Annotated in this window: 21 protein-coding genes; 9 read left to right on the forward strand and 12 right to left on the reverse strand. The window is 59.8% G+C overall.

Going from position 1 to position 23,108, the window contains the following annotated elements:
• Positions 1-4: 4 nt before the first annotated feature.
• Positions 5-1,123 carry a dual-specificity RNA methyltransferase RlmN gene (rlmN, locus tag ACWUI2_RS19690; RefSeq protein ID WP_486984552.1) on the reverse strand — a complete coding sequence of 373 codons (1,119 nt, stop codon included), beginning with the start codon at positions 1,121-1,123 and terminating at the stop codon, positions 5-7.
• A gap of 139 nt (positions 1,124-1,262) precedes the next feature.
• On the opposite strand from rlmN, the gene ACWUI2_RS19695 reads away from it, so the two are divergent.
• Positions 1,263-1,565 (forward strand): hypothetical protein, encoded by a 303-nt coding sequence (locus ACWUI2_RS19695; RefSeq protein ID WP_486984553.1) that lies wholly within the window; start codon positions 1,263-1,265, stop codon positions 1,563-1,565.
• A gap of 57 nt (positions 1,566-1,622) precedes the next feature.
• Positions 1,623-2,030 carry an acyl-CoA thioesterase gene (locus ACWUI2_RS19700; RefSeq protein WP_486984554.1) on the forward strand — a complete coding sequence of 136 codons (408 nt, stop codon included), beginning with the start codon at positions 1,623-1,625 and terminating at the stop codon, positions 2,028-2,030.
• A 9-nt stretch (positions 2,031-2,039) separates the two neighbouring features.
• On the opposite strand, the gene ACWUI2_RS19705 is transcribed toward ACWUI2_RS19700, so the two are convergent.
• The gene (locus ACWUI2_RS19705; RefSeq protein WP_486984555.1) at positions 2,040-3,824 is read right to left on the reverse strand and encodes a glycoside hydrolase family 15 protein; all 1,785 of its coding nucleotides are present in this window, start codon (positions 3,822-3,824) and stop codon (positions 2,040-2,042) included.
• 9 nt (positions 3,825-3,833) lie between these two features.
• Complete coding sequence (locus ACWUI2_RS19710) at positions 3,834-4,028, reverse strand: hypothetical protein (RefSeq protein WP_486984556.1); 195 nt, start codon at positions 4,026-4,028, stop codon at positions 3,834-3,836.
• A 273-nt stretch (positions 4,029-4,301) separates the two neighbouring features.
• On the opposite strand from ACWUI2_RS19710, the gene ACWUI2_RS19715 reads away from it, so the two are divergent.
• The 3 genes from ACWUI2_RS19715 to recF all read left to right on the forward strand — a co-directional run bounded on the left by ACWUI2_RS19715 (position 4,302) and on the right by recF (position 6,798).
• The gene (locus ACWUI2_RS19715; RefSeq protein ID WP_486984557.1) at positions 4,302-4,571 is read left to right on the forward strand and encodes a hypothetical protein; all 270 of its coding nucleotides are present in this window, start codon (positions 4,302-4,304) and stop codon (positions 4,569-4,571) included.
• A 118-nt stretch (positions 4,572-4,689) separates the two neighbouring features.
• Positions 4,690-5,649, forward strand: a complete 960-nt coding sequence (locus ACWUI2_RS19720; protein WP_486984558.1) for a WD40/YVTN/BNR-like repeat-containing protein — start codon at positions 4,690-4,692, stop codon at positions 5,647-5,649.
• A 72-nt stretch (positions 5,650-5,721) separates the two neighbouring features.
• Positions 5,722-6,798, forward strand: a complete 1,077-nt coding sequence (gene recF / locus ACWUI2_RS19725; RefSeq protein WP_486984559.1) for a DNA replication/repair protein RecF — start codon at positions 5,722-5,724, stop codon at positions 6,796-6,798.
• A 20-nt stretch (positions 6,799-6,818) separates the two neighbouring features.
• Here recF and treY read toward each other — a convergent pair whose 3' ends face one another.
• From treY to glgX, 3 genes are read right to left on the reverse strand one after another with little or no spacing between them, the layout of a single operon-like run.
• Positions 6,819-9,671 (reverse strand): malto-oligosyltrehalose synthase, encoded by a 2,853-nt coding sequence (gene treY / locus ACWUI2_RS19730; protein ID WP_486984560.1) that lies wholly within the window; start codon positions 9,669-9,671, stop codon positions 6,819-6,821.
• Entirely contained in the window at positions 9,668-11,584 is a 1,917-nt protein-coding gene (treZ, locus tag ACWUI2_RS19735) for a malto-oligosyltrehalose trehalohydrolase (RefSeq protein ID WP_486984561.1), read from the reverse strand. The genes treY and treZ overlap by 4 nt, the downstream gene beginning before the upstream one ends.
• Positions 11,581-13,737 (reverse strand): glycogen debranching protein GlgX, encoded by a 2,157-nt coding sequence (gene glgX, locus ACWUI2_RS19740; protein ID WP_486984562.1) that lies wholly within the window; start codon positions 13,735-13,737, stop codon positions 11,581-11,583. The genes treZ and glgX overlap by 4 nt, the downstream gene beginning before the upstream one ends.
• Positions 13,738-13,927: 190 nt before the next feature.
• Here glgX and dinB point away from each other — a divergent pair, with 190 nt between their 5' ends.
• From dinB to ACWUI2_RS19760, 4 genes are all read left to right on the forward strand, one after another.
• Complete coding sequence (gene dinB / locus ACWUI2_RS19745) at positions 13,928-15,010, forward strand: DNA polymerase IV (RefSeq protein ID WP_486984563.1); 1,083 nt, start codon at positions 13,928-13,930, stop codon at positions 15,008-15,010.
• Positions 15,011-15,174: 164 nt separating this feature from the next.
• Entirely contained in the window at positions 15,175-15,627 is a 453-nt protein-coding gene (locus ACWUI2_RS19750) for a hypothetical protein (RefSeq protein WP_486984564.1), read from the forward strand.
• A gap of 90 nt (positions 15,628-15,717) precedes the next feature.
• The gene (locus ACWUI2_RS19755) at positions 15,718-16,548 is read left to right on the forward strand and encodes an undecaprenyl-diphosphate phosphatase (RefSeq protein WP_486984565.1); all 831 of its coding nucleotides are present in this window, start codon (positions 15,718-15,720) and stop codon (positions 16,546-16,548) included.
• 3 nt (positions 16,549-16,551) lie between these two features.
• Complete coding sequence (locus tag ACWUI2_RS19760; RefSeq protein WP_486984566.1) at positions 16,552-17,511, forward strand: histone deacetylase family protein; 960 nt, start codon at positions 16,552-16,554, stop codon at positions 17,509-17,511.
• 30 nt (positions 17,512-17,541) lie between these two features.
• Here the strand turns inward: ACWUI2_RS19760 and ACWUI2_RS19765 are convergent, their stop codons facing one another.
• The 6 genes from ACWUI2_RS19765 to ACWUI2_RS19790 form a co-directional block, all read right to left on the reverse strand.
• Positions 17,542-18,231 (reverse strand): phosphate signaling complex PhoU family protein, encoded by a 690-nt coding sequence (locus ACWUI2_RS19765; RefSeq protein ID WP_486984567.1) that lies wholly within the window; start codon positions 18,229-18,231, stop codon positions 17,542-17,544.
• Positions 18,232-18,235: 4 nt separating this feature from the next.
• Positions 18,236-19,345 (reverse strand): Na/Pi symporter, encoded by a 1,110-nt coding sequence (locus ACWUI2_RS19770; protein WP_486984568.1) that lies wholly within the window; start codon positions 19,343-19,345, stop codon positions 18,236-18,238.
• A 294-nt stretch (positions 19,346-19,639) separates the two neighbouring features.
• On the reverse strand, positions 19,640-20,383 hold the full coding sequence (rsmI, locus tag ACWUI2_RS19775) for a 16S rRNA (cytidine(1402)-2'-O)-methyltransferase (protein WP_486984569.1): 744 nt from the start codon (positions 20,381-20,383) through the stop codon (positions 19,640-19,642).
• A gap of 125 nt (positions 20,384-20,508) precedes the next feature.
• Positions 20,509-20,673: a hypothetical protein gene (locus ACWUI2_RS19780; RefSeq protein ID WP_486984570.1), complete on the reverse strand. Its 165-nt coding sequence runs from the start codon at positions 20,671-20,673 to the stop codon at positions 20,509-20,511.
• A gap of 7 nt (positions 20,674-20,680) precedes the next feature.
• Positions 20,681-21,451 carry a hypothetical protein gene (locus ACWUI2_RS19785; RefSeq protein ID WP_486984571.1) on the reverse strand — a complete coding sequence of 257 codons (771 nt, stop codon included), beginning with the start codon at positions 21,449-21,451 and terminating at the stop codon, positions 20,681-20,683.
• A 61-nt stretch (positions 21,452-21,512) separates the two neighbouring features.
• Positions 21,513-23,099, reverse strand: coding sequence for a glucose-6-phosphate isomerase (locus ACWUI2_RS19790; RefSeq protein WP_486984572.1), 1,587 nt, complete (start codon positions 23,097-23,099; stop codon positions 21,513-21,515).
• Between the last annotated feature and the right edge of the window lie 9 nt (positions 23,100-23,108).

A 23,108-nucleotide genomic window follows, 5' to 3' on the forward strand; every position in this document is an offset into this window, starting at 1 on the left:
GGCGTTATTCGACCGTCGACTTTCGCAGTTCTTTCTCTTTTTGCAGACGCAACTGTCCGCAGGCCGCATTGATGTCGTGTCCCTTTTCCCGGCGGATGGTCACCGAGACGTTTTGGTTTTTCAGCACCGAAAGAAACTTGTTTTGCCGGAGGAGCGCCGGTCGTTTCCAGGGAAGTCCTTCGACGGTGTTGTAAGGAATCAAATTGACGTGGGCGTGGAGATCGAGGGCGATTCCGGCGAGCCGTTCGGCTTGGTCGAAACTGTCGTTGATGTCTTCGATCAGGATGTATTCCAAGGTGAGCATCTTGCCGTGTTTTTCGGCGAAAAGCTTGGCGGCTGGAATCAGTTCCTCGAGCGGCCACCGTTTGTTGACCGGCATGATCTGTTGCCGAACGTCGTTGGTGGCGCCGTGCAGGCTGATGGCCAACCGGAACTGGACGTTCTCTTCGGCGAGGCGCTTGATCTGCGGCACCAAACCGGAGGTGGAGACGGTGATTCGGCGGGCGCCGAAGTTGAGACCCCAGTCGGCGTTGACGATCTTCAGGGCGGCGAGGAGATTGTCGTAGTTGGCCAACGGCTCCCCCATTCCCATGACGACGATGTTGTCGAACGAGGGGATTTCCGGGCGGGCCCGGGGCGTGCGGGCATCCTCGAGGAAACAGACCTGCAGGAGTTGGGAGACGATTTCGCCGGTGGAAAGGTCCCGTTTCCAGCCGTCGAGGCCGGAGGCGCAGAATTTGCAACCGAACGCGCATCCCACCTGGGTGGAAATGCAGACCGTTTTGCGGGAATGCTCCAGGCCGACCCCCTCCTGGGGAACGCGGATGATGACGGTCTCGATCAAGGCGTTGTCGCCAAGTTGCAGCAGCAGTTTGTCGGTGACGTCGCCCGCCTCCTTGGTGAGGACGTGACGGGTCGGAAGGAGGTCGTAGTTTTCCGCCAGCCAGGCGCGCAACGGTTTGGAGAGGTTGGTCATCTCCTCCCAGGAGCCGACCCGCCGTTTGTAGAGCCACTCCATGATCTGACGGGCCCGAAACGCCTTTTCACCGCTCGCGGCCAGACGTGCGGAGAGTGATTCCAACGTTTCTTCGTAGATTGGTTTTTTTGCAGGAATGAATTTCATGGACGAAAGAGTCCCGGTGGCGGCGACCGGGGTTTGAAGAAATAGATAGGAGAGGTTGGGGCGGGGTCAACGCCGGGTTGGAATCTTCGTCGGAAAATAAAAAAGGTGAAATCCGTCGTCGGTTTGGCAAAGTAGAGGGATGAAAAGGGAAATCACATGGGTGGACAAGCTGCCCGACCGAGTCAAACGGGAGGTGCGGGTGCATTTCCATGGCGGCAAAGTGTTTTGGCGGGAGCGCCATTCGGTCGGTCGGAGAGAAGTGGATGAGCATTGGAACGACGCGATGGAGCCGAGCGAGGAAGATTGGGAGCGGCTGCATGAGGAAGTGATGCGGCGTTTTCAGCGGCGGACCGCCCGGCAGGAGGATATCGATGTGGTCTTGAAACGGGCGATCGGCGTGAGACGAGGGTTGCCGAGCCAACGTTTGGGCAAGGAACTCTGACGAAACCTCCATTTTTTCGGCTGTTCTTTTCGTTCCGCGGAGAGCTTAATTTGCGTGATGCATTTCGTTTATTCCCGAACGATCCGTTTTGCGGATACCGACGCGGCCGGAGTCGTTTACTTCGCCAATTATCTTTCCATATGCCACGAAGCCTACGAGGAATCCCTTCGGGAGGCCGGGTTGGAACTCCAGCGGTTTTTCCGCGACGAGGGCATTGTGATTCCGATTGCCGAGAGCGAGTGCAAGTATCTTCGTCCCCTTCAATGTGGAGATCGGGTCGAAGTGGAGGTGTCGGCGCGACGGATCCAGGAAAGCGAATTCGTCCTGCAGCACAAGGTTTGCCTGGTCGGCCCTCCCCGCAAACTTGCCGCCCAAGCCCAGACGCGGCATGTTTGCATCGACTCCGGCACCCGTCGACGTCGACCGCTGCCGGGCCATTTGTCCGCGTGGATCGAGGCCGGCTGACGGACCGGCTCAATCCTGCTCGGTCAATTCGGGGTGGGCCAGGTTGAGGGCGGTCCGGATGAGCGCCATGTGGGAGAACCCCTGGGGGAAATTGCCGATCAACCGGTCGGTGGCCGGATCGTATTCCTCCGACAGCAGGCCTACGTCGTTGCAAAGGGCGAGGAGGCGTTCGAACAAGGTGCGGGCCTTGTCGATTTTGCCTTGGAGAATGTAGTTGTCGGCCAACCAGAAACTGCACATGAGGAACGCCCCCTCGCTGCCGGGTAGTCCGTCGACCTTTTCGGCTGGGTAATACCGGAAGACAAATTCGCCGTTGATCAAATGGTCTTCCATCGCCCGGATGGTTCCATCGATTCGCGGATCGTTGGCGGGGAGGAAGCGATCGATGGCCATTCGCAGGAGACTGGCGTCGAGGCATTTGGAGTCGTAAGTCTGAACGAAACTCGATCGTTTTTCGTCGAAGCCTTTCTTGCAGACGTCGTCATGAATGGTCTTCCGGATCTTTTTCCAGCGGTCGATTGGGGCTTCCAAATCGAATTCCTCGGCGGCGCGGATGGCATGGTCGAATCCGACCCAGCACATGAATTTCGAGTAAGTGAAGTGGCTCGCTTTTCCGCGGACCTCCCAGATGCCTTCGTCCTCTTCCCGCCAAACGTTCTCCAGGTGGTCCATCATGTCGCGGAGAAACTCCCACTCGTGGGGGTGGGTTTCCAATCCCGCGTGGCGGCAAAGGTAGTAGTTGATGGCGATCTCGCCGAAAATATCGAGCTGGGATTGGGCGTAAGCGGCGTTTCCGCTGTGGACCGGACGGGAATTGTCGTATCCGGGCAACCAGTCGAGTTCCGTTTCGGTCAGGCGCCGTTCGCCGGCGAGGCCATACATGATTTGCATTTTGGCGGGATCCCCGGCGACGGCCCGCAGCAGCCAGTCGTGCCATTGACGGGCCTCCTCGGTGAAACCGGTTTCCAGAAACGATTGCAGGATCAAACTGGAATCGCGGATCCAGCAATAGCGGTAATCCCAGTTGCGGACGCCTCCCGGATCTTCCGGCAACGAGGTCGTCGGGGCGGCGAGAATTCCGCCGGTCGGCACATGGGTGAGTGCCTTCAATGTGATCAGCGATCGGACCACCGGATCCCGGTATTTGCCGTCGTAGGTGCATTTTGAAACCCAATCGGTCCACCATTTTTCGGTATGTTTCAATGCTTCCTTCGGATGACGATGAAGGCGGTCGTGTTGGTCCTGGTGGGATTCCTGATGCCAGAGGACGAACGACTCGGTCTCGCCCTCCTTCAAATCGAACTCCGCCCGGATAATGTCCCCTTGGCGCTCGAGGCGGGCGCCGCTTTCGATGTGGATCATATCGGGACCGGCGACCGCGGTGAAACCGCCGTCGTTCGGATGGATCCAGGGAGAGATGGCGCCGTAGTCGAACTTCAGTTTCAGGGAGCTTTCCACCGAAACTTTTCCTTGGAGGCAGCGGACGATCCGGACCACCAAGGCCTGTTCGGCGAGAGGCGGCATGAAGTCGGTCACCAGGATGACCCCGTCGGACGTTTCAAATCTGGTTTCGAGGACCAGTGTATCCGGAACATAACGACGCGATTTACAATTTTCGCCTGCGCGTGGGGCGATCTTCCAATACCCGTGTTCGGCGGTGCCGAGCAAGGCGGCGAAACAGGCGTTGGAGTCGAAGCGGGGCAGGCAGAGCCAATCGATCGAACCGTCCCGGGCGACCAGCGCCGCCGAGCGGCAGTCGCCGATCATCGCATAATGTTCGATCGGTTTCGACATCGTCCTCGATCAGCGGGCGATGACCCGTTCGAATCCGTGGGTGCGTTTGGTCCGGAAGCGTTCGCACGCCGCGAAAAACAGGCGCCAGCTCCCGGCGCGAAGCCGGTAAAGCAGCGGCGTCCGGGTGGGGGGACTGTAACTGAGTGGAATTGAGGCCACGCGATGAAGGGAGGAGTGGGCGGGAGATGATGTGAACAATTTCATGGCGTTGATTATAAGCCGGACCCGGCGATCCCGATAATGGGGGGGAGGATGAGCGGGCCGTCGGGATTCTCCGCACCGGGAGGGAAAAACAGGGGTGGGGAAGGGTGATTTCCGCTCCGGCGGCCATTTCCGCCGACATATCCCGCTAATCCTGATGGTGTGTGTGGGGGATTCCCCTATACTTCGTAGGGGAGTGGCCCCGATAGGAAGGCGGAATCAATTTTGGTAATTTTTTGCCCCGATAGCACTACTAACCGCAATCCGAAGTAAAGCATGAGAAACCAAACCAAGCAGGCACCTCGCAAAGGAACCAAATCAATTATCGACGTCTGGCGTGTCCGGGATCAGGACGGGATCAGTTTTTACGACGATGATTTCGCTGATGTGATTGATGTATTGCGCAATATGAAGGATGGATCTGAATTCGTAATTCGAAAGGAACGCGTGAAAAAAACCGATTTTGACGAAGCCCCTGATTTCGACGAGGGACACTTGGAAGAAGAAATTTTTGTCCCGGATTATTTCTGGGAAGAAGCACGGTAGTAGCCCATTCTGGTGTGGGATATCAGGCTCGTCGTCGGTTTGACCGGCGGCGGGCCTTTTCTTTTTGTCGATCCCCGAGGCATTGCGTTTTCCGCGCGGGATAGCTATCTTGGGAACGATGTTGCGTTTAGCCTTGGGGACACGAGATGGAGTGTCGGTTTTCGTCGGAGACGGAGCCGGCTGGAGAAAGCAATATCGGGCGTTGGATGGGGAAGATATCATTACCCTTTGTTTTTTTCCCGAGGATCCCCAATCGTTGTTGGCGGGTTCCTACGGTCACGGCTTGTTCCGGGTGCAGGAAGGAGGGGGAGATTCGGAAAAGCTCCCATTTCCAATTGATCACGTCCGCACGCTCCGCTTTTCCCCGGAAGATCCGGCGACGGTATTTGCCGGGACGGAGCCCGCTGAAATCTTTCGAAGCCAGAACGCCGGCGAATCGTGGGAATCGCTGGAGATCCGCACGCTCCCCCAGGCGGTGGAATGGGCGCTCCCGTATTCGCCGCGGGCCGGAGCGGTCCGGACATTGATTCTTCCTCCATCCGATCCGTTTCTGGTGCTGGCCGGCATCGAGCAAGGAGGCTTTCTGCGATCGCGCGATTCCGGGAAGTCCTGGCATTTGGAAGATCGATTGCTCAACCGGGATATTCATCACCTGGCGATGTGGCCGGAAAATTCCTTTCGCCTTTTCGCCGCGACGGGCGAAGGACTTTACCGTTCCATGAATCAAGGGAACCATTGGGAGCGTCTCTGGGAGGATTATACCCGGGCGGTTGCGGTGACCGCGGAGGAATCGCCTCAAATCTTCGCCGGCCCGGCGGCGGACGTCGGCGAAGGGGGCAGCCTGTTTCGGAGCCGCGACGGAGGGGATACCTGGGAACGGGTGATGGACGGATTGTTTGATGATCCCCTGGAGGAGATGGTTCAGGAGTTTTATCTCTGGGAGGAATTGCCCGGGAAAATTTTCGCCTTGTTGTCGAACGGCGAATTGTATGAAAGCGGACTGGAATCGGTTCGTTGGAAACGGATTTTGCCGGAAATCACAGGAATCCAGTGTATGGCGGTCGTGCGGGACGTGTAGTCTGTCAGTCGACCGGTCCTTTTCGCTCGAATAGGAACAGGAGGCGTCTTACTCTGCGTCGATTGATTCTCGATGCTTCTGACGAAGGTAACGGTCCAGGATTTTCGCAACATATCGCTCGCTTCGCTGCAATTTTCCGGCAGGCGACAGTTTTTGCTGGGCGCGAACGGCCAAGGGAAAACCAACCTTCTTGAAGCCATCGGTTACGTGACGGCGCTCCGATCGTTCCGGACCGCGGAGCATCGTTTGTTGATCCGAAAGGGCGAAGCGGCGGCGGCGGTCGCCTTGGAGGTTGAGCATGACATCATGGGGGGCACCCCGGTTCGAATTGGAATCCAGTCCGGAGGAAGGCAGGTTTTTGTCGACGGCGAGCGGGTCGGGCGGTTGGCCGACATCATCGGGAAGTTTCCGACCGTGGTCTTTTCCTCGGAAGACATCCAATTCGTCCGGGCGTCCCCGGGAACTCGGCGTCGATGGATCGATCTGGTGTTGGCCGCGGCCGACCCGGAATATCTGCAGATTCTCCAACGGTTTCACCGGGCGCTGCAGGAGCGGAACAGTTTGTTGAAAAGCCGGGCTTCGGCCAGCGAGTTCAATTCTTTCGAGGCCACGATGGCTCCGGTCGCGGTCCGGTTGCAGGAGAAGCGGATTCCGGCGGTCCATCGCCTGGGGGATTTGTTGCACCGGCATTATCAAGCGATCAGTGCCGGCGGCGAAGAGGCGGAGTTACGGTTTCGGCGGGACATCGGGGAAAACTCGGAGGCGGAATACCGGCGAACGTGGACCGATAATCGGAGTCGCGACGTGATTCAAGGTTCGACCCAGCGCGGCCCCCATCGCGACGATTATCCGTTGTTTTTGAATGGGCAGCGTGCTCGCGATTTTGGATCGGAAGGACAGCAACGGGCGCTGGTTCTCGCCTTGCGGTTGGCTCAGCTCGATTATTTTCGGGAGAAGCTCCGGGTCTCCCCGGTTTTGTTGGCCGACGATATCGTCAACGAACTCGATCCGATCCGGCGAAAGGCTTTTTGGAGCGCGATCGGGGAAGAAACCCAACTGATCGCGACTGGCACGTCGCTCCCCGGTGGGGACGGTTGGCAGATCTTCGAAGTCGCGGCCGGCGTTTTTCGGGAAAAGCCGAACGGCTGAAGGCGGCTCGCGGTCGCCCGTTACGTCTCGGCAGTGCAGAGGAGGAACGGGAGTTTGGTGAGGGCGGCGGCGAGTTCGAGGGTTTCGCCGGGATTGATTTTTGTCCCGGTGAAGATGTCGGTGAGCGGGGTCGATTCGTCGAGTTCGAGACGGGTGTCGGCCCAGTCCTTGCCGAGCGGGGGAAAACCGATCCGGCCGGTGAGACGGGGGGCGAAGACCACCATCGTGTGGCCGCGATGGCGGCGTTGGAAGGCGATGCCGCATTCCTTGAACTTGCCGGTCAGGGTGAGCGGCAGGTAACTTCCTTTGCGGAAGAGATCGGGGAACTTCCGGCGGAACTGGAGGACGGATCGCGTCAGGAAAAGCTTGATACGGCCGTCGCGCCAATTGGCGAGGAGTTCTTCCGGATCGGCCCCTTCTTTGAGCTTCTCCAACATTTGGCGACGATGTTCGTAGTCGACCGGGCGGCGGTTGTCGGGGTCGACCAGACTGAAGTCCCAGATCTCGTTGCCCTGGTAGATATCGGGCACGCCGGGGACGGTCAGTTTGAGCAAGGTTTGGGAGAGGGCGTTGATTGCGCCGAGTTGGACGGTCTTTTCGGCGAGCAGTTCGAAGGCGTCGAGGAAGGGGCGGTTGTTGTCGCGGTCGAGGATTTTGGCGGTGAAGTCGCGGACGGCTTCGTCCCATTCCTGGTAGGGCTGGATCCAGCTGGTGTTGACCTTGGCCTCCTTGATCGCCTTGGTCATGTAGTTTTGGATACGTTCGACGTAGGCTTGGTAGCCGTCGTCGTCGAGACGGTGGAGGGGCCAGGTTCCGATCAGGATTTGATAGAGGAGGTATTCCTCGTTGGCGTCGGGGGCGGATTCGCCGTCGAGTTCGCGTTTGTGGGGGGAGTTGGTTTTGCTCCAGGCTTCGAGCCCTTGTTTCCAGAGATCGGGGAGTTCGGAAAGGGCGGAGATGCGGGCGCGGGTGTCCTCGCTCCGTTTGGTGTCGTGGCTGGAGGAGCAGAGCATGGTGTGGGGCCATTTTTGTTGGCGCCAGAGATTGTGCTCGTGGAACTCTTCGGTGGAGATGCCGAAGTGCTGCGGCTCGCCACCGACTTCGTTGAGGGCGACCAGGCGGTTGTAAACGTAGAAGGCGGTGTCCTCGAGTCCCTTCGCCATGACCGGACCGGTGCATTGCTGGAACTTCATGACGAAGTTGTAATGTTCCTCGACCGTCGCTTCGTCGATGTTTTCCGGGAATTGGAAGAGGAGGTTGTCGCGGAGAAAGTCGAAGACGGACGCCTCGATGGCGGGGTTGCGGCGTTTGGCGCGGGAGACGGCCCGGACGATCGCCTGTTGGTCCTCCACGCTGAGCGGTTGGCCGGGGGCGAGGTAGGTACGGTAAACCGGGAAGCAGGCGATCACCTCGCGGACGGCGGTGAGCAGGGCGCTCATGGTGAAGTCGCGGTACCAGCGGTTGCGTTCCGACAGCCGGTTCAGCATGTTGGCGAGCACCTGGGTGTCGCTGGCGAGGGAGAGATCCATCACCAGCCGTTTCCGGTGGTAAACCACGTCGTCGAAACGGAGCCGTTGGTCGATGAAATCGAAGTAGGTCCGGGTGATCGCTTTTTCGGCGGCGGAGTCGATCAAGGCGCCGGTGACCTGGTTGGTGAAATCGTAGCCGGTGGTGCCGTGGAGGGGCCAATCGGCCGGGAGTCGTTCGTTGCCGGTGAGGATTTTTTCGGCGACCAGATACATCGGCGGGGCGTCGGTGGAGAAATCGACCCCTTTCGCCTCGGCGTAGCGCCGTTGGAGATTGGTGAAATAGGCGGCGGGATTCCAAAGGCCGTCCGGATGATCGATGCGCAGACCGGTGACGGAGTCCTCCTTCAGCAAGTCGAAGATCAACTGATGGACGGCCTCGAACACCTCCGGTTTTTCGACTCGGATGGCGGCGAGTTCGTTGATGTCGAAGAAGCGGCGGAAGTTGATCTCCTCGGCGGCGACCCGCCAATAGCTGAGCCGATACATCTGGGCGTCGAGCAACTGGTGGAGCGGGTCGAAGGAAAGCGGGTCGCCCGGTTTGCCGTTGAGGTCGTGGAGGGCTTGTTCGATCCCTTCGAGCAGCTGGGGGCACTCGCGGCAAAGGCGGTCGAGGCGGCGTTTGATCACCTCTTTTTCAAGGGCCCGCTCGCGGATCTTTTCCGGGGCGGTGTCGGTCGGTCCGGGCAGGTGTTCGATGGCGTTGAGGATGCTCTGGAGTTCGTCGAGCAGTTCCTCGTTGTAATAAGCCTGGAGGGATTCGAGGGCGGGACGGAGAATGTGGCCGTAGCTGCACGGGGCGACCGGAAAGACGAAGTCGTAGTAATGGAGGAAAAAGGCGCCGTCTGCGTAGGTCAATTTGAGTTCGCCCCGTTCGAGGACCCGTCCGTATTGGTCGCCGAGGACGGCGAGGAGGACCTTGTTTTGAAGTTCTTCCTTGGCCGGATCCCAATCGATGTCGAAGTAGGAGGCGAACTGGGAGGCGGGGCCGTTTTCGAGGACATCCATCCACCACTTGTTGTTGTGGCTGGCGGTGCCCATGTGGTTGGGGACGAAGTCGGCGACCTGGCCCATGTCGCGTTTGTGGAGTTCGGCGACGAAGGCGTCGAAATCCTCCCGGCCGCCGATCGAGGGATTGAAGTTGTTGTGATCGGAAATGTCGTAGCCGTGGGTGCTGTCGGGGGCCGCCTCGAAGTAGGGCGAGGAGTAGCAGTCGCTGATCCCGAGATCGTGCAAATAGGCGACGATGTCGCGGGCCTGTTTGAAGGTGAACTGCCGGTTGAATTGCAGCCGGTAGGTGGCCGAGGGAATGCGCGGCAGCCTGTTTTCCTTGGAAGTGGTCGTCATATAACTCTGGCGGTTTGCAAAAGGATGAGCTCCGGTTGGTCGAAGCGGAACCGGGTGACGGCGGCGCCGAGGGAGCGGGAGCCGTTTCCGCCGAAGCGGGTTTCATTGCTGGAAAGCTTGGATTCCCACGCCCATTCCGACGGGAGTTCGGCGAACGGATCGCCCTCCATTTCCCATTCGTGTCCTCCGTGGAGATCGACCAGGACCAGGATCGCGGAATGAAGCGTATTCTGGTAACGGATACCGACCACGCCCGAGCCGAGTGACTCGACCCGGCAGTTGTCGCGGGTCCGTTTGCGGATCTCGGCGGACGTGCGGCGGAGATGGAGGAGTTCCCGGTAGAGCGACAGGACGGTGCCGTGTTCCGCGAGGGAGAGCTCATCCCATTGGAGTTTCGAGCGGAGGAAAGTCAGCTCCTCCTGCGGATCCGGAATCGATTCCAATCCGCGGTCGGGATCGAGCGCCTCGATGAAATCCTTGAATTCGCGGCGACGGCCCTCGGTGACGAGCCGTCCGAGTTCGTCGTGGTGGTCAGTGAAATAGAGGAACGGCGACGATGCGGCCCACTCCTGTCCCATGAACAGGAACGGCGTTCCGGGGGTCAGGCAGAGCAAGGCCGAGGCGGCCCGGTAGGCTTCCGGAGAAACGAGGTGGTTGAGCCGTTCGCCGAACGCCTGGTTGCCAGCCTGGTCGTGGTTGACGATGCATTGGATGAATTGCTCGATCCGGAGATCGCGGGTCGGCGTGCCCCGGCGGGTTTTGGTTTTCGGGGCGATCTGTCCCCGGTAATACCAGCCGTGGGTCAAGGTCTCAGCCAATTCCTGTGCGTCGCCCTTGAAGTTGGCGAAATAGCTCTCGCGTTTGCCGGTCAGGGCGACCCGGACGGTGTGGTGGAAATCGTCGGCCCAAAGGGCGTCGAGACCGGCGCCGCCGCGGGAGGAAGGGAGGGCGAGGGAGGCGAGGTTGCGGTCGTCTTCGGCGGTGACGAGACCGCCGCGCTTGTGGACGATCCCCGCGATTTCCTGGAGGATGTGCGGGGTGGAATCGTCGAGGATCTCGTGGGTGGCGTCGAGGCGGAAGCCGTCGAGGTGGAACTCGTCCATCCAGTAGGCGGCGTTGGCGAGGAAGACCGCCCGGACGTGGCTCGAGTTTTCTCCGGAAAAATTGATCGCGTCGCCCCACGGGGTTTTCAGTTTCGGGTTGAAGTAAAACGGACTAAAGGAGGCGAGGTAGTTGCCGTCGGGGCCGAAGTGGTTGTAAACGACGTCGAGGATGACGTTCATGCCCCGGGCGTGGGCGGCGTCGACTAGGGCGCGGAAATCGTCGGGATGGCCGTAGCTGCTGTCGGGAGCGAACATCATGACGCCGTCGTAGCCCCAGTTGTGTTTTCCGGGGAAGGCGGCGACCGGCATGATCTCGAGGGTGGTCACCCCGAGATCGACCAAGTGGTCGAGACGTTGGATGGCTGCCCGGCACGTTCCCTCCAGGGTGAACGTGCCGACGTGGAGTTCGTAGATGACCGCCTCGCTGAGCGGCACCAGCGGAGCCGAGGGCGTCTGCCAGACGTAGGCGCGGGGATCGATCACCATCGAGGGACCCGACGGATCGCCCGGTTGCCAGCGGGAAAACGGGTCGGGGAAAACGTCGTCGTCGAGTCGGAACCGATACCGGTCGCCGGCCTGGCCGTCGCGGTCGACGGCGGCGCAAAAGCCGGACGGTTCCGGATCGAGGCGGACGGAGCGGACCTCCTTGTCGCCGTCGTCCGCGTAAAGTAAGACCTCGACCCTCTCGGTTTTCGGCGCCCAGATGCGGTAGCGGACGCCCCCCTCGGGAAGCGTATCCGCTCCCTGGGGACGAAGGAAAGTCGGAGCCGGGGAAGCTACCGGTTCGGTGTCGGTGGAACGATGTCTCATTGCGCTTGGTTCTCGGTGGGTTCCTCCTGGAGTTTGAGGAGGCAAAACGAACGTTGGACGAGTTCGATGGTTTCGGTGGCCGGGAGCGACTTCGGTTTCGGGAGGAAACCCTCTTCGAGACCGGTGTCGATGATCCATTGCCAGGAGGCGGGCGGGGAGCCGGGGAGAACAAACGAGAGGTTTTCGTGGTGGGCGTTGAAGAGCAGAAGAAACGTGTCGTCGACGATCAGTCGACCGCGCTCGTCGCGTTCGCTGGAGGTTTTTCCGGAGACGAGCATGCCGAGGACGGTGACGAAATGGGCGGTCCATTCGGCGGCGGTCATTTCGGCGCCGGTCGGGTTGAACCACATCACCTCCTTGAAGCCGGTGCCCCGGATCGGTTTCCCGTGGAGGAATTTCGCGCGGTGGAAGACCGGGTGGTCGCGCCGGAGTTGGATGAGGCGTCGGGTGTAGTCGAGCAGTTGGAGGCCTTGCTCGTCGTGTTCCCACTTCAGCCAGGTCAGCTCGTTGTCCTGGCAATAGGCGTTGTTGTTGCCGTTTTGGGTGCGGCCGTATTCGTCGCCCGCACAGAGCATCGGCACCCCTTGGGAAAGGAAGAGAGTGGCGAGGAGATTGCGGCGCTGGCGGCGGCGGAGTTTGTTGATCTCGGCGTCGTCGGTCGGACCTTCGGCGCCGCAATTCCACGAGAGGTTGTGATCGTGTCCGTCGCGGTTCTCCTCGCCGTTGGCCTCGTTGTGTTTGTCGTTGTAGCTGACCAGATCGTGCAAGGTGAACCCGTCGTGGGCGGTCAGGAAGTTGACGCTGGCGTAGGGACGGCGGCCGTTGTGTTCGTAAAGATCGGGACTGCCGGTGAGCCGGAGGGCGAGGTCGCCGACCTGGCCGTCGTCTCCCTTCCAGTAGCTGCGGACGGTGTCGCGGTATTTGCCGTTCCACTCGACCCAGATATGGGGGAAATTGCCGACCTGGTAACCGAACTCGCCGATGTCCCACGGCTCCGCGATCAGTTTCACCTGCGACAAGACCGGATCCTGCTGGAGGATGTCGAAGAAACCGCCGTTGAGGTCGACCGCGTGTTCCTCGCGGGCGAGGGCGGGGGCGAGGTCGAAACGAAAACCGTCGACATGCATCTCCTCGACCCAATAGCGGAGGCTGTCCATCACCATCTGGAGGACGCGCGAATGCATCGAATTGAGGGTGTTGCCGCATCCGGTGTAGTCCATGTAGTAGCGGGGATTGTCCATGGTCAGCCGGTAATACGACGGGTTGTCGACGCCGCGGAAACAGAGGCTTGGGCCGAGATGGTTTCCCTCGGCGGTGTGATTGTAAACCACGTCGAGAATGACCTCGATCCCGGCGGCGTGGAGGTTTTTGACCATTTGTTTGAACTCCGCCACCTGTTGGCCCCGGGCGCCGCTGGCCGAGTAGCCATGGTGGGGGGCGAAGTAGCCGATGGAGTTGTAACCCCAGTAATTGGCGAGGCCGCGGTCGACCAGCACCTTGTCGTGGACGAATTGGTGGATCGGCAAGAGTTCCACGGCAGTGACTCCAAGGTATTTGAAGTATTCGACCGCCTCCGGGGAACCGAGGCCGGCGTAGGTCCCACGAACCTTCTCCGGAAGGGCTTTCAGGAGTTTGGAGAACCCCTTCACATGCATCTCGTAGATGACGGAATCGCGCAACGGCGTGCCGGGACGGCGGTCGTCGCCCCAATCGAACCGGTCGTCGACCACGACGCATTTCGGCATCCCGGCGGCGTCGTTTTGAAAGTCGCGCTGCAGATCCTCGTTCGGATTCCCCATCACGTAGGGAAACATCTTCTCGCTCCAATCGATGTCGCCGGTGATCGCCTTGGCGTAGGGGTCGAGGAGAAGTTTTGACGGATTGAAGCGGAGACCCTTTGGCGGATCGTAGGGGCCGTAGACCCGGTAGGCGTAGAGTTGTCCCGGTTTGACATCGGGAAGAAAGGTGTGCCAGACCTGTTCGGTCCGTTCGACCATCCGGATGCGCTCCTCTTTCACAGCCTTGTCCGGATCGAACAAACAAAGATCGACGCCGGTCGCATGGGCGGAAAACAAGGCGAAGTTGGTTCCATCCGCCGTGACGGTCGCTCCGAGAGGATACGGTTTTCCGGGCCAAGGTCGTACTTTTGTCATAGGTCTTAAATGAATTCGAGAAGAGAGGCCGGACCGCAAGGCGACGACCGTGCCAGCACCATACACCGGAAGGTGGGAAATCGGCAAACCAAAGTTGGACGGAGTGCGGCGCGGTCGGGAGAGAGGGACACCGGGTGGTTCTGACGCGGCGTTGACGGAGGGGGGTGGCGCGAGCAAATTCTTCGGAGAGGTGCGCACGATCATTCACATCGACATGGACTGTTTTTACGCGGCCATCGAAATCCGCGACAACCCGACGTTGCGCGGCAAGGCGGTGGCGGTGGGCGGGGCGGTCGACCGAAGAGGGGTGTTGACCACCTGTAACTACGAGGCCCGAAAGTTCGGAGTTCGCTCCGCGATGCCGACCTTTATCGCGCTGAGGAAGTGTCCGGAACTGATCGTGGTACCGACCCGGTTCGAGGTTTACGAACGGGACTCCCGCTTGATCCGGGAAATTTTCCGGGAGTTCACCCCCTTGATCGAGCCGCTCTCCCTCGACGAAGCGTATCTCGACGTCACTGGCGGGGAGTTCGATGGTTGGGAAACGGCGAGTCGGATCCGCAAGCGGATCTTCGAGACGACCGGACTGACCGCCTCGGCGGGGATCGGACCGAACAAATTGATCGCGAAGATCGCCAGCGATTGGAAGAAACCCGACGGTCAATTTCAGGTGAAGCCCGACGAGGTGGAAGCGTTCATGGCGCCGCTCCCGGTGAAACGAATCTGGGGGGTCGGACCGGTCGCGACCGCGCGGCTGGAGCGGCGGGGGATCCGGACCTGCGGCCAATTGCAACGGCTGGAGTTGCGGGACATGGTCCGGTTATTCGGGCGATTCGGGTGGGAGCTCTACGAACTCTGCCGCGGAATCGACCGGCGGCCAGTCGAGCCGTCGCGCCCCCGGAAGTCGCTGAGCAATGAGCAGACGTTTAATGTCGATTTGGTCGAACTCCCCGATTGCCTCCGGGAACTCCGTCACCTTCACCAGGAACTTCTCGACGACCTCGGAAAGCGGAAGGATAAGGACCGTCGCCGTCCGATCGAGCGACTCTTCGTGAAATTGAAGTTTTCCGACTTTTCGAAGACGTCGGTGGAGCGGGCCGGGCGGAAGCCGACGCTTTCCGAGTATGAGGCGTTGTTGGAGGAAGGGTTTCTCCGCGGGGGAAAACCGGTGCGGCTGATCGGAGTTGGGGTGCGCTTCGGCGAACTGACCGCCGAGCAGCTGGAGTTCGAGCTGGGTGGCGGTGGCGCCGCGTCGCGCCGCATAGACGCATAGCGGATAGGCGAAGACGCATAGACGATAGCGGATAGCCGATAGACGATTGGGAGGAGCCGAGCAATCGTCTATCGTCTATTGTCTATCGGCTATGCGCGAAGCGCTTTGCTTTGCGCCGAAAAATCTTCTCGCCTCGGTTGGCCGGGTCGACCAAGGATTTCCGGATGGCCAAAATCGACGTAGCCAAAGTTACGGAAATCATTAAACGGAGCAATCTGGAAGAGGCGGTGGTGAAGGAGTTGATCACCGCGATCCAGGAGGAAGCGGCGAGTGCCGAGACGGAAGCGGGGGAGAAACCTCCTCCGGTGAAGAAACAGTTTGTGATTTTGCTATCCGACCCGAACGGCGACATGCCGGAAAAGGATTTCGTCGGGTGGGTGGTCCAAATCCCCGAAATGGCGAGTCCGCTGACCACCGTTGAACGGATCCACCGGGCGGCCTACGATTTTAATTCCAGCAGCCGCGGACGGAAAAATCCGGTGTCATCGGTGGGCGAGGCCTGCGAGGCCGTTTCCCAAAAACACTTCAAGGAGGCCGAAATCGTCGTGAAAACCAAGATCCCGGTCAGTGTGATGGTGACCGATAATACGATCCCGACCGACGAGGGGAATCCGTAAACTCCGTGGTCCGTCGCCGCTCGGTTCGAGTCGACTTGAAACATTAGGGTTGAAAGTTGGGCGGCGATCCAAAGGCTTGCCCATCGGCTTATGTCTTATCTTGAAGCAATCATTTTCGGCATCGTTCAAGGGATCACGGAGTTTCTGCCGATCTCCAGCACCGCGCACATCGTGATCGCCGGACAACTCATGGGGCACCGGTTTCCCGGGCTTTCCTTCGAGATTTTCCTTCACCAGGCGTCGGTCCTGGCGGTGGTGCTGTATTTCCGCAAGGAGTTGATCGCGCTCTCGTTCGGGTTTTTCCGTTACGTCCGGACCCGGCGGCATGAAGACCGCGTTCACTTCATGTTCGGGATTTACATCGTGGTGGCGACGGCGATCACGGGGGTTCTCGGTTACACCTTGCAGAAGACGATGATCGACGATTTGAAGACCCCCCCGGTGATCGCCGGGGCGTTGTTGTTGACGGGATTGTTTCTCATCTTCATTGAACGGGTGAAGACTTACGGGAACATCCGGGAAGGGTCGATGAAACTGTGGCATTCGATCCTGGTCGGCCTCGGTCAGACGGTGGCGGTGGTGCCGGGGATCTCGCGCTCCGGATCGACTTTGGTGGCTTCGCTCTGGTGCGGTCTCAGCCGGGAAACGGCGGTTCGGTTTTCTTTCCTGCTGGCGATCCCGGTGATCCTGGGGTCCTCAGTTTTGGCGATTGGTGATGTGCGGGGCGATTTCGTCGAGTCGATCGGGGTCGGACCGATGATCGTTTCGTTCGTGACCGGGTTCATTTTTTCGTTGATCGGAATCATTTGGTTGATCGATTTTTTGAAAAAGAGCCGGTTGGTCTATTTCGCGGTTTACTGCTTTATTGTGGCTCTGCTGGTCTTTTTCTTCCTCGATCCTGAGGCGGTCCGTCAGATTTGAGCCATGGGGGCGATGGGGAGGGTATTTCTATTCGACCATCCTTTGTTCCGGAAGCATGACAATGGTCCCGGGCATCCGGAGCGACCGGAGCGGCTGGAGGCGATCGTAAGAGGTATCCGGAGCCGCGGGCTCGCGGACCAGCTCGAATGGGTGGAGCCCCGGCCCGCGTCGAAGGAGGATTTGGTCCGCGTGCATTCCCGGGAGTTTGTGGGGGAGATGTTGGCCTTGCGCGGGAAGGAGGCGGTGATCGATGCCGACACGTTCATTTCGCCCGCCAGTATCGACGCCGCGTTGATGGCTTCCGGAGCCTGCATCGATGCCGTCGACCGGGTGCTGGCCGATCCGGCCACCTCGGCGTTTTGCCTTTGTCGTCCGCCCGGCCACCATGCCGAGCGGGAACGGGCGATGGGATTTTGCTTGTTCAATCACGTGGCCGTGGCGGCCGCTTATGCGATCGCCGAGAAAGAAGTCTCCCGCGTCCTGATCGTCGATCCGGACGTGCATCATGGAAATGGAACGCAGGACATTTTCTATGACCGGGGCGACGTTTGTTACCTTTCGATCCATCAAACGCCGTTGTTTCCGGGGACGGGACGGGAAAGCGAGCGGGGGACCGGTAAGGGAAAAGGGACAACGGTGAATATTCCGCTGTCGGCGGGGGAGGGGGATGCCGATTACCTGGCGGTGGCGGAGAGTTGCGTATTGCCGGTGATCCGAAAGTTCCAACCGGAATTGGTCTTGTTTTCGGCCGGTTTCGACGCCCACGAAGCGGATCCGTTAGGCGACATGAAGGTGACCTCCGCCGGCTTCGCCGATTTTTACTCGGTGATTTTGGAGGAACTGACGGCCCGCGGGATCCCGTCGGTGTTCGCCCTGGAGGGCGGGTATTCGTTGAAGGCCCTCGAAGAGAGCGTGCCGTTGCTCTTGGAACGGCTCTTGGAGCGGGATGCCGAGCGGGCGTAGGCCGTAGCTGGACCGCGTCGGCCGGGAAGGCTACTTCTTGTTGTTGTTCGCCCCTTTTTCGCGGTAGCCGATTCGGTGGAACGGATTGACCACGCTAGTCAGGATGTTGCGGGAGTGTCCGGCGATTCGTTTCAAGTGCCGGACATACAACACCACGGTCGCCGCGTCGGCCGGATTCAGGTCGGTGACCTGACCGGAAACGATTCGATTGACGATTTCCTCGCAGGCTCCGGAAAGCCCTTCCTTGTAGTCCGTCATGATCAGGCGCGAATTTTCGATGTCGTTCGCCTTGAAGGCCGCGACCATTCCTTTGAACAATGTGGTGACCCGTTGTTCGATGTGGGCCAGATCCTCCTCGAGGCTTCCGCCATGGAGTTTGGCCGGGTGGGCGACGGCGAGATCGTAGATGTTTTTCGCGTAGTCGCCGATCCGTTCGATGTCGATGACGACGCTGACCAATACCAAGCCGGAAGCGAGGTCGGCCGGTCCGCTGACCGTAAGGTGGGTCATGACCTTGCGCCGGACGTCTCGTTCGTAGGCGTTGATCTCCTTGTCGGTTTTGTAGATGTCGATCGCGATCTCGCTGGAATCGGCTTGGCGAAGACTGTAGACGGAGGCCTCGAACATGGTGAGGTCGAGGTCGAGCATCTCATACGATTCGTGCAGCGCCTGCGTATAGAGGTCGTCTTTACGAAAGAGACTGGTGAAGTTTTTCCACATGGCACTATCTGATCAAAAGGATGACGAAAAAAGGAATGATGAAATAGACGCCCCCGATCAGCACCGGGGGGAACCAGCGACTTCGCGCGCCCCGGGCGCTCGCATATTCCGCGATCCGCAACGGAACATTTCGAACGGCCGGAATCGGCCAAATCAGAAGGATACCTAAAATATTGAACACAAGGTGAGAGAAGGCAACGATGATGGCAATCTCATTAGCGGTGGCGAGCGCCGCCAGCATCGCCGTGATGGTGGTTCCGACGTTTGATCCGAGGCTGTAGGGGTAGAGCTGCGCGAGCTTGAGAATTCCGGCACCCGCGAGAGGGATCGCGAGAGCGGTCGGAATGGAGCTGGTTTGGACCGAGATCGTCAGAAGCAGTCCAAAAAACATCGCCCGGGGCCACGTCTTGAACAAATGGCGATCGAAGAAGTGTTCCACCTTGGAGAGGACGAGACTGCGGAGCAGTTTCACGATGGCGATCAGCATCCCGAAGGTGAGGGCGATGGTAAGAATCAGGAGAATGACTGGCTGTTGAAAGGCGATCCAAGCCAGGAGACGGATGGTCGGTTCGGTGGCTGCCTTCAACGGGTTGCTGAGACGCATCCCCCCCGCCTCCTGGAAAAGCTGGGCGAGGGTGGTCGAGGAATTCGTCAGGAAGCCGGTGGCCATCTCCAGCGGGAAAATGATCAGCACGCAAATCAGATTGAACGTGGCGTGAAGCAAGGCCGCCCCGAATGCCCGTTGAAACTCCAAGGGGCGGTTGATATGTCCCAGCGAGACCAGCATCGCCGTGATGGTGGTGCCGACGTTCGCTCCGAGGATCATGGGGATCGCTCCTTCCAGCGAGACGGCTCCACCCGCGACCATGCCGACGATGATCGAGGTCGACGTCGAGGAACTCTGGACGACGGAAGTGGCCAGAATCCCGATGAACAATCCGGTGAATGGATTCCGGGTGGCTGCCAGGACCCGTTCGGCGAAATCGTGTCCGAAGAGTTTGAAGGCTTCTCCCATGCCGCCGACTCCGACGATGAACAAATAGAGGCAGCAAAAGACTCCCGCCGCTTTTAACAGCTGGATTTGCGGACTGGAGCTGGATGTTCCGGATGGCATGCGAAGTTTTCCGGACCGGATGAATTGTTCCGGACGAAAGGAGAGAATTAGCGTAAACCGGGGAAGAAGGTCAAGGTTCGGATGACCCCTCCCTCAATTGCGGGTGTAATCAGCAGTGGTGGGATCACCGTCGTGTCATTGCGAGGAGGCTCCGCCGACGAAGCAATCCACTTACAGCGACCCGCGCCCCCTTTCCCGGAACGTGGATTGCCGCGTCAGTCGTTCCTCCTTCCTCGCAATGACAGACGGTTGTCTGTTTTTCCCACCACATTCATCCGGACCCCTCAATCTCCTTCAATCGCCAAGGCGGTAGTCGGCGGGGGCGATCATTAAAACGAACTCCCCTTTATGGCTCATGCTTTTGAATCGATCCGCGATTTCGCCGGATTCTCCGGTAAGAAAGGTTTCGTGTCGTTTGGTGATCTCTTTGGCTAAGCAGATCACACGGGACGGTCCGAGCACCTCGACCAGTTCCGCCATTAGTTTATCGATCCGGTGGGAGGATTCGTATAGGCAAAGAGTGTAGGCGAAGTCCCGGTAGGTTTCCAGGAAACGGCGGCGGGCGGCGGATTTCGGCGGAAGGAAGCCGGCGTAAAGGAATCCGTTGGTCGGAAGTCCAGAAGCGCAGAGGGCGGCGATCGCGGCGGAGGGCCCGGGGGCGGGAACCACGGGAAGCCCGCGGCGCCGACATTCCCGGACCAGGCGAAAACCGGGATCGCTGATTGCGGGGGTGCCGGCGTCGGAAATCAGGCAGATTGACTTCCCTTCTTCCAACAGGCCGGCCAGCCACGGGGTCTTCTCCTTTTCATTGTGTTCGTGGAAGGAGGTGGTGTTTTTCTTGAGATCCAGTTTGGCCAAAAGAATCCCGGAGGTGCGGGTATCCTCGCAAGCGACCAGATCGCACGAGGCGAGCAAGGAGGCGGCCCGGGCGGTAATGTCGTTCAAATTGCCGATCGGGGTGGCAACCAGATAAAGGTGTCCCGGTTGGGCGATGGTACCGCCGTCGGAGGGCGGAGCTGGAGGCGATTCGTTAGACAATATTCAATAGACGATAGACGATAGCTGATAGACGATAGTTGAAGGGACGGACGGCGGCAGCTGTAAGGCTCCGTATTGTCTATCGGCTATTGGCTATCGTCTATGCTTTCGCCTCGAGGCGAAAGCTACCGATGGTCGAAGCCAGCCGGGCCACGATCTTCCCAAGCGGCGGGCCGGCCCCAGGGAATGCTGGAGTCGGCCGGGTCGTGGCGGGTGCAACCGCCGCCGAGCCAAGAGAGGGCGGCGAGGCTGGCCAGAAGGGTGAAGACGGTGAGGCGGCGGCGAATCATCGCAGGCTTAGTTCAGGGTGATCGCACTATCGCCGCTGCGGATCCGGCCGGCACCGGGTTGGATTTCGGCGATGCTGACGTCTTCCTGCACTTCGGCGACCACGGCGCGTCCGATATAGCGGGGGCCGCGGCGGATCATGACCGAAGAGTTTTCGCGGACGCCGTGTTCGGATCCGATGTTCAGCATGATGAAAGCGGAGTCTCCGGTTTGGACGACGGATCCGCGGATCACTTCGCGGCGCTCTTCAGGAGGTTGTTCGCGTTCGGCAACCTCGGCCGGGGCACCGACGTCCTGAAGTTGGCGTTCGGTTTCGAGAAGTTGGCGTTCGAGAGCTTGAATGCTCCGGCGAAGGGCGTCGGCGTCTTCGGCTTCGAGGTTTTCCTCGAGCTGGGCGACGCGGGAACGTTCTTCGAGGAGTTGGCGCCGGATTTGAGCGGCGTCGGCGCGAAGGGTTTCCGTTTCCCGCTGGCTGGCGGTGATCGCTTGAGTCGCCTCTTCGAGGTCGCGACGGACGCGGGCCAATTGGTTTTCAATCCGGGTCCGCTCGGCGCGGGCTTCTTCCAGGTTTTCGGTGAGGCTGGCGACCTGGGTTTCGAATTCGTCGCGTTCGTTCCTGACGTCGGTCAGATTTCGCTCGGTCTGCTGGAGCTGGTTTTGCGTCGAATCGAGCCGTCCCTGAAGCTCCTCTTTCTCGTTTCCGAGAATCCAGAACATGGCGGCGGCGGCGATGGCGCCCAAAATGGCGAGAATGCGAAGAATCATGGAAGCGATATTCATAAAGATTAGTGGTCGAGCAATGATTTACCAGCGGCGCGCGCGCGTGCGCAATAGAAAAGAATCAATTCGCTGGCGTGGAGAGAGAATAGGTAGCGGCGAACTTATCTTCTTTCGGATGTTTGGCAATCCCGCGTTGCGGGTTGGCCGCCAAATGTTCGATCAGCTTGAAGATGATTTCAGGTTCGGATTCCTCCCCTGTTTGTCCGGTGATTTGGTCGACGGTGAGCGGGGAATCGGCCGATTCGAGGATTTCCAGGATCCGCTTCTTGAGACGCAGGATGCCGGCGGCGGCTTTTTTGCCCGCTTCCACTCCGGGTTGGTGGTAGGCATTGATGTTGACCAGGTGGGCGTAGAGTCCGACCGCCCTCTCGTAGAGGGCGATCAGGGCTCCGACTGCGTGCGGGGTGACTTGGTCGATGGTGAGGGTGATTGACTCGCGGTTGTTGCCGGAGAGGGCGTCGCGGGTGCCGAGCAGGAAGGCCTGGAGGAAATCGCCGGAGGTAAATCGATCTTCGACGAGGACCGGTTCCCCGTCCTGATCGCGGAGGACTTCGATGAAGGTGACGAAGAAATTGTTGATTCCTTCCCGCAGTTGCTGGATGTAGGCGTGTTGGTCGGTGGAACCTTTGTTGCCGTAGACGGCGATTCCCTGATTGACCACGTTGCCGTCGAGATCGGTTTCCTTCCCCAACGATTCCATAATCAATTGCTGGAGGTATTTGGAAAAGAGAGTGAGACGGTCCTTGTAGGGGAGGATGACCATGTCCCTTTCGCCGCGTCCGCCGGTGGCGTAATACCACATCAGGGCGAGAAGGGCGGCCGGGTTTTGTCGGGTTTTCCGCCCTCGGGTCAGGCGGTCCATCGTGGCGGCGCCGTCGAGCATGGCTCGGATGTCGAGTCCCTGTAGGGCGGCTGGCAGGAGGCCGACGGCCGCGAGTTCGCTGGTGCGTCCGCCCACCCAGTCCCACATTGGGAAGCGACGGAGCCAACCTTGTTCCTCGGCGAGGCGGTCGAGTTGGCTTCCGGCGCCGGTGACGGCGATGGCGTGTTTGGCGAAATCGAGGCCCACCGAGGCATAGGCGGCTTGGGCTTCGAGCATGCCGTTGCGGGTTTCGGGGGTGCCGCCGGACTTGGAGACGACGGCGCAAAGGGTGCGTCCCAGATGCCCGTTGATTCCGGCGAGGACCGTTTGGATACCGTCGGGATCGGTGTTGTCGAAAAAGTGGACCCGGATTTTGTCGCGGCGGGGATGGCCGAGGGCTTGGCTGACGAATTGGGGGCCGAGAGCGGAACCGCCAATACCGATGACCAGAAGGTCGGTGAAGGGGCCGCCGGCTCCTTCGATGTGGCCGCCATGGATATTGGCCACGAACGTATTGATTTCCTGGAGGTTTTGGCGGATCGCCTGGCGGATATCATCGTCGGGGGCCCGGTCGGGATCGCGCAGCCAGTAATGGCCGACCATTCGGTTTTCGTCCGGGTTGGCGATCGATCCTCCTTCCAGGTCGGCCATCGCGGACAACGCCTTTTGGATGCGTTCCTCCATCGAGGGGAGGAAATCGTCCGGGAAATTCATCCGGCTGATATCCATGGAAAAGCCGAGGTCGGCGGCGTGGAGGAAGTGAGTTTTAAAACGGGTCCAGGACATGATGTGACG

It is taken from the genome of Verruconatronum alginivorum (genome assembly GCF_056590205.1).